General features: G+C 41.9%; 15 protein-coding genes and 1 tRNA gene. 3 read left to right on the top strand and 13 right to left on the bottom strand.

The genetic code is table 11. From position 1 onward, the window contains the following. Window positions 1-3 precede the first annotated feature (3 nt). Window positions 4-882 carry an AraC family transcriptional regulator gene (locus tag GS399_RS14870; protein WP_160845439.1) on the top strand — a complete coding sequence of 293 codons (879 nt, stop codon included), beginning with the start codon at window positions 4-6 and terminating at the stop codon, window positions 880-882. Here the strand turns inward: GS399_RS14870 and GS399_RS14865 are convergent, their stop codons facing one another. Beyond that, entirely contained in the window at window positions 883-1725 is an 843-nt protein-coding gene (locus GS399_RS14865; RefSeq protein WP_160845438.1) for an endonuclease/exonuclease/phosphatase family protein, read from the bottom strand. Between the two features lie 66 nt (window positions 1726-1791). Here GS399_RS14865 and GS399_RS14860 point away from each other — a divergent pair, with 66 nt between their 5' ends. Next, window positions 1792-2241, top strand: coding sequence for a DoxX family protein (locus tag GS399_RS14860; protein WP_160845437.1), 450 nt, complete (start codon window positions 1792-1794; stop codon window positions 2239-2241). Window positions 2242-2247: 6 nt separating this feature from the next. On the opposite strand, the gene GS399_RS14855 is transcribed toward GS399_RS14860, so the two are convergent. From GS399_RS14855 to GS399_RS14800, 12 genes are all read right to left on the bottom strand, one after another. Beyond that, window positions 2248-4545, bottom strand: coding sequence for a GAF domain-containing protein (locus GS399_RS14855; protein WP_160845436.1), 2298 nt, complete (start codon window positions 4543-4545; stop codon window positions 2248-2250). A 150-nt stretch (window positions 4546-4695) separates the two neighbouring features. Then, on the bottom strand, window positions 4696-6798 hold the full coding sequence (locus GS399_RS14850) for a glycoside hydrolase family 97 protein (protein WP_160845435.1): 2103 nt from the start codon (window positions 6796-6798) through the stop codon (window positions 4696-4698). Window positions 6799-6918: 120 nt separating this feature from the next. Further along, entirely contained in the window at window positions 6919-9375 is a 2457-nt protein-coding gene (locus GS399_RS14845; protein WP_160845434.1) for a glycoside hydrolase family 95 protein, read from the bottom strand. A gap of 33 nt (window positions 9376-9408) precedes the next feature. After that, on the bottom strand, window positions 9409-10197 hold the full coding sequence (locus GS399_RS14840; protein ID WP_160845433.1) for an L-fucose dehydrogenase: 789 nt from the start codon (window positions 10195-10197) through the stop codon (window positions 9409-9411). 17 nt (window positions 10198-10214) lie between these two features. Continuing rightward, window positions 10215-11048 (bottom strand): amidohydrolase family protein, encoded by an 834-nt coding sequence (locus GS399_RS14835; protein WP_160845432.1) that lies wholly within the window; start codon window positions 11046-11048, stop codon window positions 10215-10217. Between the two features lie 8 nt (window positions 11049-11056). Next, entirely contained in the window at window positions 11057-11392 is a 336-nt protein-coding gene (locus GS399_RS14830; RefSeq protein ID WP_160845431.1) for an L-rhamnose mutarotase, read from the bottom strand. Between the two features lie 27 nt (window positions 11393-11419). Continuing rightward, on the bottom strand, window positions 11420-12202 hold the full coding sequence (locus GS399_RS14825; protein ID WP_160845430.1) for an SGNH/GDSL hydrolase family protein: 783 nt from the start codon (window positions 12200-12202) through the stop codon (window positions 11420-11422). Between the two features lie 23 nt (window positions 12203-12225). Beyond that, entirely contained in the window at window positions 12226-14694 is a 2469-nt protein-coding gene (locus GS399_RS14820) for a glycoside hydrolase family 2 TIM barrel-domain containing protein (RefSeq protein ID WP_160845429.1), read from the bottom strand. A 272-nt stretch (window positions 14695-14966) separates the two neighbouring features. After that, window positions 14967-15830, bottom strand: a complete 864-nt coding sequence (locus GS399_RS14815) for an SPFH domain-containing protein (RefSeq protein ID WP_160845428.1) — start codon at window positions 15828-15830, stop codon at window positions 14967-14969. Window positions 15831-16085: 255 nt separating this feature from the next. Continuing rightward, window positions 16086-16159, bottom strand: a tRNA-Arg gene (locus GS399_RS14810). 67 nt (window positions 16160-16226) lie between these two features. After that, window positions 16227-16787: a hypothetical protein gene (locus GS399_RS14805; RefSeq protein ID WP_160845427.1), complete on the bottom strand. Its 561-nt coding sequence runs from the start codon at window positions 16785-16787 to the stop codon at window positions 16227-16229. Window positions 16788-16844: 57 nt separating this feature from the next. Beyond that, window positions 16845-17183: a hypothetical protein gene (locus GS399_RS14800; RefSeq protein WP_160845426.1), complete on the bottom strand. Its 339-nt coding sequence runs from the start codon at window positions 17181-17183 to the stop codon at window positions 16845-16847. A 221-nt stretch (window positions 17184-17404) separates the two neighbouring features. Between GS399_RS14800 and GS399_RS14795 the strand changes: the two genes are divergently transcribed. Continuing rightward, window positions 17405-17983 (top strand): hypothetical protein, encoded by a 579-nt coding sequence (locus GS399_RS14795; protein ID WP_160845425.1) that lies wholly within the window; start codon window positions 17405-17407, stop codon window positions 17981-17983. The last annotated feature ends 350 nt before the right edge of the window (window positions 17984-18333 follow it).

Raw genomic sequence — 18333 nt, 5'->3', positions numbered from 1 at the left:
TGAATGGTTAAACCGTCCTTAGAAGCTATTTCGGAAAGTGAAAACGGTTCGTTCCTAGTCAGAACCTTCGAGGAATCTGAATTCCATGCACCGTTTCATTTTCATCCTGAATTTGAATTAACGGCAATCCTGAAGGGCGAAGGCAACCGGTTTGTTGGGAATGACATGTCCGTTTTTAATTCCGGCGACCTGGTACTAATCGGTTCTAATGTTCCGCATTGCTGGAAAAATACTATTTTAACCGAGGAAATAAACGCCAGATCGGTAGTTATACAGTTTCAACGCGACTTTTTAGGAAGCGATTTTTTCCGGAAGCTTGAGACCGCCAGGGTTTCCCGCCTACTTAATCAAAGCTTTTTTGGCATTCATTTTTATGGCGAAACAGCGGAACTGGTTACCCTAAAAATGAATGAATTATCCGCAGAAACAGATCCGCTTAAAAGATTAATTAATCTGCTCGATATATTCAGCCAGTTATCAAACACGAAATTTTTCAAACTGCTGAATGACGAAACGATAATTTACGAGCCAGGCACCCATGAACATCATCGCTTAAATGAGGTGCAGGCATTTATTATTGAAAATTTCCGCAATAAAATCGGTCTAAATCAAATAGCGGAAATTGCGCGGATGACACCAAATGCCTTTTGCAAGTACTATAAAAAAATGACCGGCAAAACGTTCTCAGAGGTTATTGCCGGTTATCGCGTCAACTACGCCCGGCAGCAACTAATCAATACCGATAAACCTGTGAGCCAAATATGTTTTGAATGTGGATATGCTGATATAGCCTTCTTCCATAAAGTATTTAAACACACTACCCGATTCAGCCCCCTGACATACCGCAAGGAGTATATCAATCGGCTAAAATTTCAAAGCTAATTAAAACTGCAAAACGCATAACACGGGACAATGATCCGAGGGGAATTTACCACGGTAAGTATCAGTAAGTATTCCCCATTTGGATGCATGAAACTTGCTGGAAATAAAAATATGATCAATCACTTCATCATTTTGAAACTCCCTGCCAAAATCAGTGTATGACGAATTATTTTGATATGGATTTTTCACCTCTTTTACCGAATCGTGAATAATGCCAGATGAAGCAAGAATTTTATACCATTCACTTTTCCGGTCGCCGTTAAAATCGCCCGTTAATACAACCGGTTCGTTTCCGGCAATTGAATTAATCCGTTTGATCATCAGTTTTGCGCTTTCAACACGTGCAACTTTCCCTTGGTGATCAAAATGTACATTGAACATATAAAATTTCTTACCACTTTTCAGATCCTGGAAATACGCCCAGGAACAGACCCTGTTGCAGCATGTAGCGTCCCAGCCTAAGGATGGCTTTTCCGGAGTTTCCGACAGCCAGAAATCACCGCTTTTCAGTAATTTGAACTTATCTTTTTTATAAAATATCGCCGAGTGTTCGCCACCGTCCTTTCCATCGTCTCTACCCTTGCCGTACTTTGAATATTCGGGAAGATCCTTCAGCAGATCACTTAATTGATTCTTTTTTCCTTCCTGGGTTCCAAATAAGTCAAAATCGTGAAAACGTATCAGGTCGGCTACATACTTTGAGCGATCCTTCCATAGGTTTCCGCTGTCTGCCGGATTATCATAACGGAGATTATAGGTAGCAACCCGAATGGAATTTTGCGCGCTGCAGATCAGACAACTGAATAAAAATAAAATTGCTAATAATAAGGAATTGCTTTTCATAAATTGGCTTTTGAATCTGCTCGAAAATTAAAGATTTTACATCACTCAAAGGAAAAAGAATTTGTAATGAAACCGTTAGTTGTCCTGATCGTAGTTTTTGTAATCTCTGTTGCCGGTGTAAAACTATATACCGGAGATTCTGATTATTCCATGGCCGGAAGAATTGGCTTGTCGGCCATGCTTTTTCTCACCGCAAGTGGGCATTTTATGTTTAAAAAAGGGATGGTAATGATGATTCCTCCACCCGTTCCCTTTAAGCCGCTGATGGTTTACGTAACTGGAATAATAGAAATAATCGCAGCTGTTACCCTGCACGTTCCAGAGTTAAGAACTATTACGGGCTGGCTTTTAATACTCTTTTTTATTGTGTTGCTTCCAGCAAATAGTTACGCGGCATCGAAACAAATAAATATGGAAAAGGCAACGTATGACGGACCCGGCTTGAAGTATCTCTGGTTCAGAGTCCCTTTACAGCTGTTTTTTATTGCCTGGACCTATCTTTGTTCTATTGGCTAAGTCGTCTTAATGTATAATTTGTGCCCTTAACGCATGAAGGCCAACAACACCCTGCAGATCTTCAACCTGGAAATTTTCAACTACGTCAGCCAATATTTTTTCGTTCTGTAATATCTCAATGTACTGTCTGTATTCTTTCTCCTCTGATCTGCCGGAATAAACAATCGTTATTTTGCCGGTCTGTGTAATGCGTTCAGTAGTGTCTTTAATGAAGGCTTTATCGATACGCTTTTTGACAACCTCATAACGCGCGTTGTAAGTACCGTCAACATCAAACCGTTTTTCATCCATCCTAAACCGAAGTGAAATACTTGAATGATAAGCAAGGATCAACGAAGTTACATCAAGGGGATAAGGTAATTCCTTTTTTAACTGGTGATGAGCGAGCTCCATCTTGCATAAAATCCGCAATTGCCATAACCGGAGATCTTGTAGAAGCCTGATATCGAAATGATGTTTTGGCGAAATAGAAGGCCCGATGTAAAGATTGTGTTCAACACCGTCTGTTTTAAACCGCTCGTAATAATGCGGATAAATTGTCTGGGCCGAAGCTTCACTGTTGTCAAAATACGTCGCGAGCTTGTTATTGATCATCGAAACCGAAGTTTCATATTTTCTCCGGTTCGCATAAAATGTCCCGAACTTTTTATCATTCTCAATAAAATAAGCATCTACCAATGGCATTACTTCCTTGCCTGCGATCTTTTGCAAATACGGGTGAATTTTATTTTCCAGAAAGTCGTTGACATATTGTTCGGTATTTGCATAAAACAAGTGTTTAATCGATTCGAAATTATCCTCTATCTGCTTCGTTCTTGTATCATAATCAAAATCGGTTAGATAACTTTTAATTTTTGGCAGCAAAATAAGGAGATGTTTAAGCTGGCTGGTTAAGTCCTGGCGAATGCATTGGTTCCTGGTATCCGACGAACCCTTTATATCGGTTTGACCATATAACGGATAAACATCGTCAAGGATTATTTCCTTTAAGACATAGTCTTCGCCACGGCGATTTGCCCTGATGAGATTTTGTGCTTCGCTGGAAAATTTCCAATAAACGCTTGAATGGATGCTGGTATAATTTTTTTGGATAACGGCCTGAACTTCATTCCTGAATTCCGTAATAAGCCTGTCGATTGTATCTACCAGAAACGGCATCACGATTTCCAGTTTATGGGCATTTACGCTGTTCAGCTCTTTTGACCTCATGGATACAATTTCAAGAACGCCCATCAATACGCCATTTTTGGTTATGGGCGCTAAAATAAAACTGTTGATTCCCTGTTCTGCCATATGCCGGGCAAGCAAATTCTCCGGCTCGGCAGCTAACAGTGCCGCAACATCAGATACAGCAAAAAAGTCCTGTTTTTCAATGATACAGAAATGAGATTTTGAACAAAATGTATTTTCAGAGTTGTGCTGACTCCCTTCTTTTAAAACAAAACTTTGCAGTGGTTCGCCAAAATCGATGATATCAAATGTTTGGTGCTCCCTGCTAAATATGCTGGCACCAATCTGTATATCCGGAATTTTATAAATAGAGCGAAAAATTGACTCCATGCTTCCCTTAAATTTTCCAGTATTCGATATCAGTAGCTTTTCCTTCAAAATTGAAACTGCATTTTCCACAGTTGCATCGTATAAAGTCATGATGGCAAAACCGCTTAGCCGCCAGCTTCCTTTCGGAAACTTTTCCTTCCACAACTCAAGGTTGTCGTAATTATCCAGCAACTGATTAATGTCCTCAGCTGTTAAAGAGATGGATTTCTCGGTCGGTATAATATCCAGGAAATCCGCATTATAAAGTATCCGATAGTGTTTAAGTACCCCATTCGCAGTTGGAATGTCGTAGAACAACGGTTTACTGAAATCCAGCTGAGTTCCATAAAATTCATTTAGTATGAGGCAGCAGCTCGATACATAAAACTGATGTTCGGTATAATCCCTGATATTTATTTCGAAGTCGAGATCGGCAGCCCGCAGCAAATTTTTAAACCGCTCGGTCGGGTTAAGCAAAACCTTTGTAAATGGAATGGTAGCTGCCTTAATTTCATTTAAGGTAAGCGCAGGTGGAAACATCGCTTCCAGCAATTGCCCTATCAGATCCTCGTTCCCGTTTAACTGGTCGAAGTCGATACTGCCATCTTTTAATTCAGGATGTAAAGAAACCTTATTTAATACGCTTTGTGCTTTAACAGCGTCTGGATTTAACGGATCGCTTGCCACTTTTTCAAAATGTTCGATGATGCCCGAAAAAGACAGCCTGATATCAAACGGCGATTCAGGAAAATATGGAAGTATCATTTGTAATTCCTTCTAGATTGGCTTCAGAATTTAAAGATAGCAAGTTTGCAGCGGTACAAAATAATGTTAATGTCGGATTGTGTATGGCATAAAGCTGCTTGCAAAAAAGGCAGAGTACTTATCACTCTGCCTTTCATTAAATTCGCATCACTACTTTATACTGATAGCAAAACCGCCGCCCGGTGCAACAAACTGTTTGAGAACGGTTTTGCTGTTAACTTTCAATTTTCTGATTGCATAGCTTTGCGGGTTCTTATCGAAACTGGCATCTTTACCATCGGCGTATATGATAGCTTCGTAGGTTTTACCTTTTGGCAAAAACTCAAAAGTCACATTTGCTATACGAGAGTTTTCATCAGTAATGCTTCCCAGGTACCATTCTTCCTTGCTTTTCGCTTTACGGACCAACGTAATGTAATCGCCCGGTTCAGCTTCGATAACCCAGGTATTGTCCCAGTCGACCGCCACATCTTTAATAAACTGGAAAGCATCCATGTGCTTGTTATACGTTTCGGGAAGGTCGGCAGCCATTTGCAGCGGACTGTACATTGTTACATATAAAGCTAATTGATGGGCAAGCGTTGTATGAACGAACGAGGTATTCTGCGGATTATAAGCACTTACTTTGGTCTGAAAAATACCGGGTGTATAGTCCATTGGGCCGCCCATTAACCGCGTGAATGGCAAAATAGTGGTATGGTCGGCATTATTGCCGCCAAACGCCTCATACTCAGTGCCGCGGGCGGATTCATTGCCAATAAGGTTTGGATATGTACGGCTTAGCCCGGTAGGACGGATAGCTTCGTGAGCGTTCACCATGATTTTGTATTCAGCCGCCTTTTGTATTGTGTACAGGTAGTGATTTACCAGCCATTGGCCGTAATGGTATTCGCCGCGCGGAATAATATTTCCAACATAGCCGCTCTTTACGGCATTGTAACCATTTTCCACCATGAATTTGTATGCGGTATCCAAATGGCGTTCGTAATTTCTGACCGATCCTGATGTCTCATGGTGCATGATTATTTTGATGCCTTTTGAGGCGGCGTAACGATGCAACTCTTTGACATCAAAATCCGGGTACGGCGTAACAAAATCAAAAACGTAATCTTTCGACTTGCCGAACCAATCTTCCCAGCCAACGTTCCAGCCTTCAACTAAAACAGCGTCAAGGCCATTTTGAGCGGCAAAGTCAATATATTCTTTTACATGCTGTGTATTGGCGGCGTGAGTTCCGTTTGGCTTTAATTTTGAGTAATCCGTTTCGCCAAGTTTTACACTCGGAACGTCGGCGTAAGACCATGTGCTTTTCCCTGTTATCATTTCCCACCAAACACCGACATATTTTATTGGCTTGATCCAGGAGACGTCTTTAAATTTTGTTGGTTCGTTTAAGTTCAGGATAAGTTTTGAAAGGAGAATATCGCCGGCTTTGTCGCTTACAACAATTGTCCGCCATGGAGATTGTGTTGGCGCCTGCAGATAGCCTTTATTTCCCTGGGCATCCGGCGTAAGCCACGATTGAAGTACGAAATTCTTGTCATCGAGATTTAATGACATACAAGAATAGTCAACCAGCGCAGCTTCATGAATGTTGATGTACAATCCGTCTTTGCTTTTCATCATCAGCGGAGTTTGCAAACCCGTTGGAGAAAAAGGTGTTTGGGAAGCATTCGGCGTGACGGCGGCTTTCATTTTCCCGCGTACTTCCGATAAGTTCGAAGTAACAGTACTGTATTCCTGTGTATCATAATCGCCGGGCAGCCAGAACGCTTTATGATCGCCGCTCAAAGCAAACTGAGTTTTTTCTTCTTTGATGACAAAGTAGGTCAGGTTTTTTTGCTCTGGAAATTCGTATCTGAAACCCAGGCCGTCATTAAATAAACGAAAGCGAATACGAATCTCCCTGCTTTCAACGGCTTTCTGAGCCAGCGTTACCAGCAATTCGTTATAATGATTCCGGATTTCTTTTTGCTCACCCCAAACAGGGCTCCAGGTTTCATCAAATGTACTTTGTTCGGTTTTTGAGATGGTAAACCCATCAAGGAAAGATGGTACATCCTTGGTTTCTATTCCCAATGTGCTGGGTTTTATCACCTGTTTGTTTTTATAAGTTAACTGATAAGATGGAACACCGTTCGACTGAAGCTCGAATTTAAGTGTCAGGTTTTTATCCGGAGATGTAATTACCTGGGCTTTGAGCATAGCTGAACTTATTATTGACAAGACAATAAATAAGAGGGATTTACGCATAATAGTTTTGTTAATTTCTACCTGCAAATCTTGTAAAGAAATTTAATATTCCTACTGTTTTTAAAAACAGCCGTTGCTAACATTCATTTTTGAAAACTTAATGAAATACTTTTTAACTTATTACTGTGCGTTTAGTTTATAGCTTTGACCCTTTTTTGTTAGAAATGTTGTCACATATCCGAAATCGGTTTTCTTGAACGGAACATCTTTACTATCAACTTTTAAAGGAATTGCAGATCTGACGACGCAGGCCTGGCCTGCAAAAGACGTTATCACCGCCTCATCCAGGCGGCCGTTTTTCCATTTAATATCTACCTGGTAATCTCCGCGCGCCCTTAGTCCTTTGACGAACCCGTTTTTCCACTCATCAGGCAGGGCCGGCAAAAGGTGAATTTCATTATTCTGGCTTTGCAATAACATTTCGGCAATGCCCGCGGTGCCGCCAAAATTTCCGTCGATTTGAAAAGGCGGATGCGCATCGAAGAGGTTAGGATAGGTGCCACCTCCTTCTCCGTAATTAGCATTGTTTTCAGTTGTTAAATGTAAGAGATCGCGAATGAGTGAATAGGCATGGTTTCCGTCCCAAAGTCGCGCCCAAAAGTTTATCTTCCAGGCCTTGCTCCAACCTGTCCCTTCATCCCCCCGGATTTCCAGTGTTTTACGTGCTGCAGCTGCCAGCTCCGGAGTGGCGGCAGGTGAGATCTGGTTGGCTGGGTGCAGTCCGTATAAATGAGAAACATGCCGGTGATGAACTTCCACTTCATCCCAGTCTTTATACCACTCAACGATATTGCCTCTCTTGCCGATATGAAAAGGATACAGTTTTTTTTGCTTTGCAATAACCTGCTGCCGCAATAATGAATCGGATTTCAGTAATTGCGATGATGCAACAAAATTGGCAAATAATTCACGTATGATCGACATATCCATGGTACTCCCCATTGCAATTGCTCCTTCCTTTCCATTCTCGTCTTTGAATACATTTTCAGGTGAGCCGGAAGGCGATGTCACCCAATAACCGTCTTTGTCTTGTATCAGGAAGCCCATTGTAAAAATAACCGCTCCTTTCATCAGAGGATAGGCTGTTTGCCTTAAAAACTCCTTATCGTTTGTAAACCGGTAGTAGTCCCACAAATGTTCACAAAGCCAGTTAGCCCCCATAGACCAATTGGCCCATTTGGGATCGCCTTTGCCAAGATCGCCAACGGGGTTTGAAGTTGCCCAGATATCGCTGTTATGGTGTGCCACCCAACCATCGAGCCCGTAAAACTCTTTCGCAGTTCGCGCGCCGGTAATGGAAATATTTTTGATCAGTTCGATAAAAGGCTTATTGAGTTCAGCGAGATTAGTAACCAGTGACGGCCAGTAATTCATTTGGGCGTTAATATTAATGGTATAATTGGAACTCCAGGCGGGACGCAAGTCTTTATTCCAGATTCCCTGAAGGTTCGCAGCCGTTTGCCCGGGCCGGGAACTCGATATCAATAAATATCTTCCGTATTGGAAATACAAAGCCTCCAGGCCGGGATCGTGGCCGCCACCAGTGTAAGCCATTAATCGTTTATCGGTTGGAAGCTTAGCCGCCCTGGCGGTGTCCTGTCCGAAAGAAATATCGACCCGTTTAAAGTACTTTTGGTAGTCTGCTTTGTGATTTTCCAGCAACAGGTTATACGATTTCAGAGACGCTTTCCGCAAATAGCCCATTGCAAGGCTTTTTTCATTTTTCCCCTGGGAGGAAGGACACTTGTCAAATCCTTTAAAGCTTGTAGCAGCAGACACAAGTAACAAAACCTCCGTTGCACCTTTAACTGATAATGCATTTTTGTCGCTTGTTACCGAGCCGCCTTTATTTATCGCTTTAATGAGGAGATTAAAGTTCATACCACGGCAACCGCCGGAATCTGCGTATATCACCGGCTCCTTGTTGTATCCGACATAACTTGGATCAACGTGGGCGGGCGCCTTTCCGCTCATGGAAAAAATGTTATTGGCAATCGATTCTGTAGTAAATTTTAATTGGCTTTTCGAGGAAATTTCAAGGTTTAGCTGGCCGGGCTTATCTGCCCTGATTCTAATAACAATCACCTGGTCGGGCGCTGAAGAGAAAATTTCGCGTGTGTAATTAACACCCCCGGCCGTGTATTTTGTCGTGGCAACCGCATTTTCAATATTCAGATCTCTGTAATACGATCGCAGGTTTTCAGACCGGAAGTTTTGTTTAATACGAAGGTCGCCCAACGGCATATAGCTTTCCGTATACAATCCCTGCATTTTTTTGCAAAGTTCAGCGCCTTTCTGATAATCGCCGTCGAAAATTGCTTTACGAATCAGTGGTAGATATTTCCGAGCGTCCGGGTTAATACTGCTTTTGACAGGCCCACCGGACCAAAGCGTACTTTCATTAAGTTGAATCAGTTCTTCCTGAACGTTGCCAAAGATCATTGCACCCAAACGGCCGTTGCCAACCGGCAGAGCTTCCGTCCATACGCTCGCCGGTTGTTCATACCAAAGTTTTAAATCAGTTTGTCCACATGCGAAGGCCGGGATCAGGATTAACAAAAGGATGCGAAACTTCATTAGTTTAATTTTTCTGGTTATCAGCGATTATACTTATGCATTTGCCAAAGCACGGTCCAGGTGAACATACCCCCCGTCGACAAATAACAATTGCCCTGTAGTATGACTTGAGCGTGAAGACAATAAAAAGGCCGTTGTATTGGCAATTTCTTCCGGCGTGGTCATCCTGTTTTCCAGCGGAATTTTGCCTGTTATTTCTTTTAATTTATCTTCAGGGTCCGACAATGTTTGAATCCACTTTTCATAAGCAGGTGTCCATGATTCTGCCACGATTATAGCGTTTACCCGAATTCCATATTTTAAAAGCTCTACCGCCCATTCTCGAGTTAAGGCTATACGACCGCCGTTTGCCGCGGCGTAAGCGGAGGTATTCCCCTGCCCGGTGATTGCTGTTTTAGAAGATATATTGACGATCGAGCCTCTGGATTTTATTAAAGCTGGTAAAGCATGATGCGCCAATAAATAATAATGGACAACATTGCGGTGCAGTGATTCCATAAACTTTTCATAACTGCCATTTTCCAGGCCTACACCGTCATTAACTCCAGCGTTATTTACCAGCCCATCGATTTTCCCAAACTGATTCAAAACCACATCAATTGCGCGTTTGCACTGGGTGGGATCAGATAATTCAGCGACCAATTGAAATACCTTGTGGCCCTGCCCCGATATCTCTTTGGTTAACTTCAAATTGTCATCCTCATTTCTACCAATGATAACCGGAATAGCACCTTCCTTTGCCAACACTCTGACAATGCCGTTTCCGATGCCTTTTGCACCGCCCGAAACGATGATTACCTTGTCTTTTAACAATAAATCCATAGTTTAATAATCTTTTGCTAGCTTTTGAGCCGGTAAAAATTGGCCGCGTTTTTACCCCAGATCTGTTCCTGCTCGCCTGGCGATAAATTTGAAAAATAACTTTGTACGATGTTCACTACCGAGGCGTAGGTAGCGGCAACAAGGCAAACCGGCCAATCCGAACCGAACATGATACGTTCCGTGCCAAATGTTTCAAAAATCACATCAAGATATGGGTAAAAATCTTCATTCTTCCAATTGTGCCAGTTTGCTTCCGTTACCATTCCGGAAACTTTACAACTGACATTTTCATAGCTCGCGAAAGCTTGAATATCATCTTTCCAGTGGTCGATTTTGCCGCGTTTTATATCAGGTTTGGCTATATGGTCGATCACAAAAGGCTGATCCGGGAAAAACTCAACAAGCTCCTGTATGTAACGCAACTGATCGGGAAATATCAAAATGTCATAAGTAAATCCAAAACTATTTAACATGCCCAGCCCCCTCTTGAATTCAGGTTTTAACATTAAAGCTCTATCCGCTTCGCCTTGTAAAACATGGCGAAAGCCTTTCATTTTTTCAAATTGCCTGTAATGCGCCAGCCGATCTTCAATATCTTCAGCCTGTAAATCCACCCAGCCAACTACGCCCTTAATAAATTCATGCTGCCCGGCGTTACCAAGCTGGAATAAATTCTCTTCTTCACTCTGACTGGATTGAACAACAATACAACCATCAAATCCATTTTCGTTTAACAACGGCTCGAGATCAGCCGGTAAAAAATCATTTCTGATAATAGCCATATCATCCGTTATCCAGCTGTCCCGAACGGCATCGAATTTCCAAAAATGTTGATGGGCATCTATTTTCATGTTCGCTATTACCGTTTAAGCTGAAATATTTTTTTCATAAGCAGCCATTTTTCTCCGTGCTCCGCCCATGGCAAGGGTTGTTGGTATTTCCACATAAGTTTTTCCCAATCCTGAACTTTCGGATTTGCAGCATCTGATAGGGCTTTTCTCTCGAAACTGAAGTCATCCGTAGTATCCATAATCATGAAAAGCCGGTTTCCGAACCTGTAAATTTGCATATCGGTTATTCCTGAATCCTGAATGCTTTTTATGATTTCGGGCCAGACATTTTGATGCCAGTCTTCGTATTCTTTTATTAATGTCGGATCATCAATTAAATCCAGTGCAAAACAATGACGGTTCATAATTGCTAGTTATTTCTGGCCTGTTCGTTAACCAGGAATCATTTTGGTTTGCTTTCCCACCTGTGCTATCCACTCTCTTGCCATAAGTTCATGTCCGGCCGGCATTGGGTGAATACCGTCCCATATCCAATATTCTGCAGGTGCACGACTTAAGGCTTTATCGAAGGCACTTTGAAAAGCCACAAATACAGCGTTGTATTCAGCGCTAAGTTTCTTTACTACTATTTGTCGCTTTTTAACTTCCTCTGAATACTGTGGCCACTTTTCTTTCACATTACCGACCGGCAAAACAAAAGGTTCACAAAGCACGAACCTCACTTCGGGAAGTCTTTGCCTGGTCTCGTCAAGCAAGTCCCGATATCCTTTTTCATAATTTTCGGCAGTATAAGAATGGTCACCGTTCAATAACGCAGAAATATCGTTAATCCCGATTAAAACACTCAACAGATCCGGTTTCAGGGAGATAGTGTCGCTTTGCCAGCGCGCAGCCAGATCAGTTATTTTATTACCACTGATGCCGCGATTAAAAAAGTGATAGCCATTTTTAGGATAATCAAACCAAAGCCTGCTTGCGATGAGGTAAGCGTATCCATGGCCCATAACATGATTCCAGTCATCATTCCGGCTTCGATTGCCGTCGGTGATAGAATCACCCTGGAACAAAACCGTTAAACCGTCTTTCGCCTGCTGCGTATCATGTGATATCTGCATTCCCGACGCTAAAATGTTGTTGGACACGGCGGAAACCGCACACAGCGCTAAAAATCTATTTAAAAAAATTCGTCGCTGAAGCAAATTTCCTTTTTTCATAACTTGTTATTAACGGGATAACTTTATTGTACCCGAATTTCTAGTTTTCCTGGTTGCAAACCCCTAGCATTTGTCAATAAATTAACCGCCCCGGATTTACCAACCGGCCTGACAATGACCAAACAGCGGCCCTGATAAGTATCGTGGTTTAATTGCCTGAAGCTTTGCATTCCCTTTGGATTTCCATTTCCGATGGCCGCAATTTCTGCAGCCCCACTTATCGAAAAATTGACCGGCATAACTGCGTCCGGGACAAGTTGATCGTTTTCATCCAATACCTCCACAGAAATATATGACAAGTCGTTGCGACTGTTGTCGATCCTTCTTCTATCAGCCGTTAATCGTAATTTAAAAGGCTTTCCGACAGTTTTGAGACTGGTTGCACCTACAACTTCATTATTCGTTATGGCAAAGGCTTTTATTTCACCAGGATTGTAAGGCACATTGAATTTAAAAGCAAGTTTTGCCGGATCGCTAACCTGTTTTTCAGCAAGTGTTTTACCGTTTAATTCCAGCCTCACTTTATCGCATTTTGAATAAACAGTAATTTCAAGCTCTTTCCCTTCATTTCCCTCCCAGTTCCAGCTGCGGTATTCATCGGGCCAGCCCCAGGCACTGAAAACGTCTTTATGACCGGCAGGAACCGGCGCATGCACAGCCATTTCGATAACACTCCTGTCCCACACAACGTCCCTGAAGTATGATTGTGGACGTTTAATTCCCGTGACATCCAAATCTCCGCAATTAGAAATATAATAAGCGGGCCACATACTAGCAGGCATAGGTTTCACTGAATCTAAATCATTATGACCGATCGCCGCTTCTCCCATGTAATCCATAGCGGTCCAGACGAAATCGCCAATTACGTACGGATGTTTTTCTACCTGCGACCAGTTTTCTGCGGCTTCATATGCAAACGATTCAGTTCCCATCATAATTCTTTCAGGATATTTTTGATGATCACTCTCATAATTCTTCCATTCGTAATTAGAGCCGGCGACGTCGAGTGGTTTAAAAGCATTGGCCGAATGATCCCATTCTACGCCAGGATGATCCCAAAATCCACATACTCCTTCTGTTACTTTGCGGGTTGGATCGATGCTTTTAACGAGCGAAACCATTTGAGTCGCAAGGTCAACACCATCTGTTTCCGCACGTTCATTAATCTCATTCCCGATGCTCCAGAAAATCACCGAAGGATGGTTGCGATCTCTCAGCACGATAGAACGGAGGTCTTTCTTCCACCACTCTTTGAAATACAAATGATAGTCGGCTTTATTTTTAGGATGCTGCCAGGTGTCGAACGCTTCATCGATCACGACCATGCCCAACTTGTCACATGCGTTTAAAAACTGCTCTGAAGGCGGATTATGCGTGGTTCGTATCGCGTTAAAGCCGTTGGCTTTTAATTGTTCTACTTTTCGCTCCTCAGCACGGTCGATGGTAACTGCGCCTAAAGCACCGTTATCATGATGTACGCCTCCGCCTTTTAGCAACAATTTTTCACCATTTATGCGTAATCCGTAAGTTGCATCAACGCTTATTTCCCGTATGCCGAACGTTAATTGTTTTCGGCTTATTAGTTTTCCGTTGATTTCGATGGTGATATCCGCTTTGTATAAATGAGGTGATTTTGGCGACCATAAATCAGGTCGTGCAACATTCAATGCTTTTGTTAACACTGTTTTACCTGACGCATTCAATTTTGTATTAATTTTTCCCGAAACTACTTTTCCCCCTTTGGTAGAAAAAATAGTAAACCCGATGACAGCATTTTTTATCTCCCTGCTTACATTTTCAACTTCGGTTTGAAACTGCACTGTAGAGAGGCTTTTATCAACCTTTGGACTGGTAACAAACGTTCCCCATTCGGTAAAATCAATCTTGTTTTTCATCATCATCCAGACATGCCGGTAAATACCCGAACCACTATACCAGCGGCTATTCACACCCAAATTTTTCACCTTTACAGCGATAACATTGTCTTTACCGGCAGGATTAAGAAAGTTTGTGAGATCGTAATAAAACGGTGTGTAACCATATGGATGATTTCCCAGGTGTTTTCCATTTATCCAGACATCCGAGTTCATGTACACGCCATCAAACAAGATACTAATTTGCTTCCCAGCTTCGCCAGGTTTCAGCGTAAAATGTTTGCGGTACCAGCCTGTACCGCCCATCACATAACCAGTCGCACCCGCTGATTCACTTTTCTTTGAAAAAGGACCGATAATGCTGTCACCCGCTGAACCCTGCAAATCCTCAATGCTCCAGTCGTGTGGAAGATCTATTGTACGCCATGCCTTGTCATTAAAAACAACAGATTCTGCGTTGAAAAAATCGCTCTTTTCGAATTTCCAGTTTGCGTCAAAACTTTGTTTAGAAGTAAATGGGGCAGACTGACCGAAAGCTTCCGATTTGAAAAACCATAAAGAAAAGGAAATCAGGACGAACGTCGTTTGTCTAAAAAGGTTAAAGTGACTTTTGAACATGCAGTTTTAAATCATCGACGCCAATTTATGGCGTATAGGTTTATTTAAAGAAGATTAAATTGGTTCTTATAATCAAATGTAAAATAAAAAGTATGCAGTCAAAGAACATAGGTCTTAATCCTCAGTTTTCTGGATCTTAACGACTTGGTGTAACTGCTAAAAACAAAAGCCACTGATTAAATCAGTGGCTTTATAAATCAACTTATCCGTAATTCATCAGATCGAGCCAGTTAGATTTTATTTAACGGGCCTAACATGAAAGACAAGAGCGATTATTGGGTGATATTTTTAAAAAATTGAGGAACCGTTCCGTATTGAGGCAATTTCCCGTCCCATTTTTCAATTACAAGCTGTTGCACTAAAAGTGGTGTAAGCGATTGCTGCCTCAGGCGATTGGCTTCAGCTTCGGCTCTCGCTCGCACCAGCAAAGCAGCCGCCTCACCCTCGGCTTTTGCTTTACTTACAGTTGCTTCAGCAATGGCCTGTTTAGCTTCATTTTCCGCTTTGAGACGTGCCTGTATCGATGCGTTCTTTTCATCTATCATTCGTCTTAAAGAGGCCGGCGGACTTATCGCAGATGTCAGTTGATCATAAACAAACCCGTCTTTCCCGAGATTTTTGGTGAGCAACACCTGTATTTTATCTTCAAACTTTTCACGGTTAGACATGACAGAATCCGATGTAAATGAATTTGCTACGATCCGGTAGGCATCGTAAATCGTATTTCGCATAAACTGTTGCTCAATCTCAGAGAGCGACTTCCGGTATTGGCGATAAATCTGGGGAACCATTGCAGAATTGATGTGATAATTTAACTTTGGATCGACCTGAAACTCAGCGGCGTCTCTCGTCGTTACAACAAATGGCTCATAATCAACGGATTGGGTAAAAGTCGGAAATTCGATGATTTTTGTCGTCCATGTATTGTACCAAACACGTCCGGTTACAATAGTTATGTTATCAACGCCACGATCAGAACCATACAGGTTTATTTTGATCCCCACATTTCCGGCATCGATATTTTCATAGGTAAACGGCTGAATGATCCAGATAATTACCAGCAGAACCAATCCAACACCAGCCTTAATAAGCTTTGAACGTAGGGCGCCTCTGCCCTCGTTATTTTGAGAATCCATAATTATAATTGTTTGATAAGAGTTTTGGCAGGATTGTATACTAGCGCAATAGCGGTAAGAATTAAGAATATTCCCAGTGCTACCGACAAATTTGAGGGTTCGCTTATTTTATTACAGCCTAAGGTTATTAAAATGATTGCGAGCACTACTTTTAATACGATGAAAAAAAATTTCATGAGCTAAATATAGTGAAGCACATCGAATAAGCAATTCAGATAACAAAAAATGCCTGACACTTTCGTATCAGGCATTCTGTACGCCCATCAGGATTCGAACCTGAGACCGACGGTTTAGAAAACCGTTGCTCTATCCAGCTGAGCTATGGGCGCAGCTTTTTCAGCGATGCAAAAGTAAAAAATAATTGCTTTAATTAAAACCAGAATATGATTATCCGACCTATTTCAACTCTATTTCAGTTAAGACGTTGTAAAACACATGGTAAATTGTCCTCAGCGCTTCGGGTTCCATAATGCCATGCTCAATTCTCAGCTCCAGAAAAGGCACCTTTTGATCGGTCTCAGGGACAGTATAATGTACGATCCCCAACGTAAAATTGGTTAAATTACCAATTGCACTTCTTACCTGGCTATCTTTAAACGCGTATTTAACCTTCTCCGCGTTATTTGTTTTAATGATAACTTTTTTATCGAACTCAGGATAACCAATCTCGATATCTTCCATTCCGAAAAACTTGCCGACCTCGTCAACAAAACTTTCAGGATGGATCGCAAACCGAAAATCATTTTCGGGGCTCACGACTGCACTTAACGTTGTTGTTTCGTAACCGCCTTCAAAACCACCTCCCGGGTCGATATCAACGTCGATAATTGTTGTTTTGCCAGCTTGATTTACTTCAGCATGGAACTGGAAACTATCATTATTTGCAACCAGCGCACTGTTGAGCTGGGTCCAAACTTCGTCTTCTGTATTGCCGGAAAATGTTAATGTCTGATCCATTGTGTTTTTTAATGATCTCAACATGAAAGGCAAAAAAAAGTTGGCCTTTGAACTTACTTATTTTGCTTTAATCGCCGTTACCTTTGTCGCTTCCTCTCGCCGCATTGTTTCGAAGACGATCTTTGAATCGCTCAGCTCGCTTACCAGGAAAGGAAAATCATGGGTACGGCCGCTATCAAGAAGTTCGTGATAACGGATCATGTTACCGTCGATTTTATAGGTGCCGTGCGAAAGCGTTTTACCTTCCCAGATCATTTCAAGCTTACCGTTGGGATGAAACGTAATACTTGGATCTGCGAATTTTATTTCTTCGGCGCTTGTCGTATCTGGCGGATGAGTGTTTGGATCTTCGACCTTTATATATTTCCAGGTACCGTAAAGATCATTTTCTTTCATTTTACTTCGACAACCAAAAGCAGCAGTTACAAATATTAAAAGAATGCCGCATAATACTCTATAACACATCAGCAAATTTATTAAAATAGAAGTTAAGTTAATTTAAAATTTATGCATTGAAAATCAATTGCTTAAGGACAAAAATAATCATAAAGAAAATATAATATTTTTTATTTCAAAAATTATTTCTTTTTTAGTAGCACTTAACATTATTACATTTTATGAAACAATTATTACTCACGTGCATATTTGCACTAGGGGCTCTTGTTGCAAGTGCTCAATCAGAAACTTTTAAACCTTTCAAAGTCGACGTAGCCTTCGGCTACGGAATTCCTGGCGGCGGTGACGCAAAAGGAGGAGTTCTTTTTGCAATCGAACCAAAGTATGCTATCAGTGATGCCTTAGCTTTTGGATTGCGCTTTGAAGGAGCGGTTCTTGCAAGAGCCTCTATGGATGTTGATGGTTATGTTGAATCTGTCGACGCAAAGCTCTCGGGCTCTTACCTCGCTACCGCGGATTATTATTTTACAACAACCACTGTTCGTCCGTTTTTCGGGCTTGGGGCTGGTCTGTTCCAGCTGGTTCAGGCACAATCCACCACTATCAACATGGGTGACGAATATGTGGACCTTGATGAGTCCAGCACTGCTACCAAATTCGGATTCACACCACGCGCGGGTATCGAAGCCGGACATTTCAGAGCAGCTGTCGAGTATAATGTCGTTGGAAAAAACGAAGGCGTTAACGGCAACTATTTAGGAATTAAATTAGGCTTCTTCCTTGGAGGCGGCCGGAAATAACTTTTAAAAGAATGAGGCTAAATCAGTAGCCTCATTCTCATTTCATGTACAAGCTGACTTGAAAAAGGGTCAATCCGTATACACTTCCTCGCCCGTTGACTTCAATTATTTTCGTAAACGAACTGCTCCGTTTACGGCGGCCGACAGTCCAGCTATCCACTTTTACTCCTCGCCGGCATCATGCATATGTCAACACGGCCGTAGGATAACGCTGATATTCTGTTTATAGTGAAAAGCAACCGCCAGAATATGCCGGAGCACTTATCTTGTGAGCTTCAATTTTATTAAAAGCCGGTTCTCTAGTCACAAGCAGCCATCGAATATAATTTTGTTGCGAAAGTGGATGAATT

Source organism: Hufsiella arboris (assembly GCF_009834875.1).
In the GTDB taxonomy this organism is placed as follows: Bacteria; Bacteroidota; Bacteroidia; order Sphingobacteriales; family Sphingobacteriaceae; genus Hufsiella_A; species Hufsiella_A arboris.
Note: the sequence above shows the minus strand (reverse complement) of the source record. Positions and strands in the feature narration are given on the sequence as shown.